The sequence below is a fragment of the Actinoplanes sp. NPDC048791 genome, from assembly GCF_040650095.1.
Lineage (GTDB): Bacteria > Actinomycetota > Actinomycetes > Mycobacteriales > Micromonosporaceae > Actinoplanes.
This window is the reverse complement of record NZ_JBEZGQ010001348.1, coordinates 1-1,914: the sequence shown is the minus strand read 5'-3', so window position 1 is coordinate 1,914 and position 1,914 is coordinate 1. Positions and strand designations below refer to the sequence as shown.

Sequence of the window (1,914 nt, the reverse complement as noted above, 5' to 3'; positions counted from 1 at the left end):
CGTCGGCGGCGGAAACATCACCGAGGGCGGCGTCGCGAAGGTCCCCAGCCGGACCGCGGTCGTCCTGAACAGCACGACCGGCCTGATCCCGACCGGGGCGATCCGCGGCCGGACGACCGCGGCCCGCACGTGGTCGACGGCGACCCGGCGCGCGATGGTGTAGAGCCAGGTGCGGGCGCTGGACCGGCCGGCGAAACCGGGCAGGCTGCGCAGCGCCCGCAGGTATGTCTCCTGGGTCAGGTCGTCGAGCTCCTCCGGCCCGGCCAGGTGCTGCAGGAAGCGTCGCAGCTGCCGCTGGGTGGCCCGGACGAACGCCGCCGCCGCGTCCCGGTCACCCCGGCCCGCGGCGAGCGCCCACCCGGTCACCTGCTCGTCGGTCACTGCCCCGCGGTGCTCTGACCCGAGCGGCGGTACGCGAGCAGCCCGAGCACCAGCGCGGCCAGCCCCAGCACGATGCCGACGATGCCGGCCCAGGTCCCGTTGCCGTCCGGTTCGGCCTCGCCGGCCGCCGAGACGGTCGGTGCGGTGCTGCTGGTGGCAGCGGCCGGCGCGTCGGCCGCCACAGCCGCGGTGAGCTTGAGGACGGGCGCGGGCTTCTCCGGCTCGGTGCCGTCGGTGGTGGGCTCGTCGATCCAGCGCACGACGTTGCCGTCCGAGTACGTCTGCAGCGCCTTGAACACCACCTGCGGCACCTGCGGCAGCGGGCCGAGCGAGACGTCGAACTCCTGGAACTGGCCGGGCTTGATGGCCGCGTCCCCGGTGGCGGTCCAGGTGATCTTCGTGACCGCCTCGTTGATCTGGGTGCCGTGCGCGTCGATCGGCTTGGCCAGCTTCGACTTCACCGGCGCCATGGTCCAGCCGGCCACCGGCTTGAGCGACACCGACGCGAACGGCGTGTCGGCCGGCAGGTTGACCTCGACCTTGGTGGTGCTCGCGGTGTCGCTCTCGTTCGGCACCCGGAAGGTGACCTTGGCGTAGCCACCCTGCACCGCGGTGTTCGCGTTGACCGTGACGTGCGCGGACGCGGGCACAGCGAGGGCGAGGGTGAGCGCGGTGACCATCCCGGCCACCGCGGCCGAGCGCTTCAACAGCGACATCAGAAACCTTCCGGTCGGACCCGGCCGGGGCGCCGGGCACGGTCATTGGTCGGTGACCGTCCCGGGAAAGTTCCCGCTGATTTCGCGAGCCGCCAGGCTGCTAACTTCTCCGCGTGCCCCACGATCCCCAGGTGCCCGACTGGCAGACCCTGACCCACGCGTACGGGCCGGCCGGTGACGTGCCCGGTCTGCTCCGCTCGCTCGCCACCGGCGACAGCGCGGCGGCGGACGAACTGAGCGACCTGCTCGTCCATCAGGGGTCGAGATATCCGGCCACCGTGGCCGCGGTGCCGTTCCTGATCGACACGTTCGCCGGTGCGGGGGTGGCGGCCCGTGCGGCGGCCTACGCGGTGCTGGCCGACATCATGGCCGTCGAGCGCGAGCCGGCACCGCGCCGCCGTGCCGCCGGGCCGACCCTGGGCGAGCTGGCGGAGGACCGCAGCGACCGGTGGGTCGCCCGCCTCTCCGAGCCTGCGTCCGCCACACCCGACGACGATCTCGATCTTTGGGAGGACCGCGCCCTCGCTGCCGTCGCCGCGGGCGTCCCCGCCTACCTGACGGTGCTGGACCACCCCGAGGCCCGGCTGCGCATCGCCGCGGCACACCTGCTCACCGCCGCAGCGCCCGCCGAATCCGCTGCCGTGCCCGCCGATCCCGCCAAGGCGCCCGCCGAATCTGTCGCAGCGCCCGCTGAGTCACCCGCCGAATCCGCTACCGCGCTTGCCGATCCCGCCAAGGCGCCCGCCGAATCTGTCGCAGCGCCCGCTGAGTCACCCGCCGAATCCGCTGCCGCGCTTGCCGATCCCGCCAAGGCGCC

2 protein-coding genes and 1 pseudogene are annotated in these 1,914 nt (G+C 73.8%); 1 reads left to right on the top strand and 2 read right to left on the bottom strand.

Annotation, left to right across the window (positions count from 1 at the left end; translation table 11 throughout):
* Positions 1-381 (bottom strand): sigma factor (locus AB0C29_RS46185; protein WP_360834415.1); only part of this gene is annotated, 381 nt, incomplete at its 3' end.
* Positions 378-1,097, bottom strand: coding sequence for a YcnI family protein (locus AB0C29_RS46180; protein ID WP_360834413.1), 720 nt, complete (start codon positions 1,095-1,097; stop codon positions 378-380). The genes AB0C29_RS46180 and AB0C29_RS46185, both read right to left, overlap by 4 nt.
* Positions 1,098-1,210: 113 nt before the next feature.
* On the opposite strand from AB0C29_RS46180, the pseudogene AB0C29_RS46175 reads away from it, so the two are divergent.
* Positions 1,211-1,914 (top strand): annotated as a pseudogene (locus AB0C29_RS46175) (hypothetical protein); the annotation flags it as partial.

Excerpts from the sequence above, each read along its gene's own strand:
- AB0C29_RS46180 (WP_360834413.1), bottom strand. The coding sequence starts at position 1,097 with ATGTCGCTGTTGAAGCGCTCGGCCGCGGTGGCCGGGATGGTCACCGCG.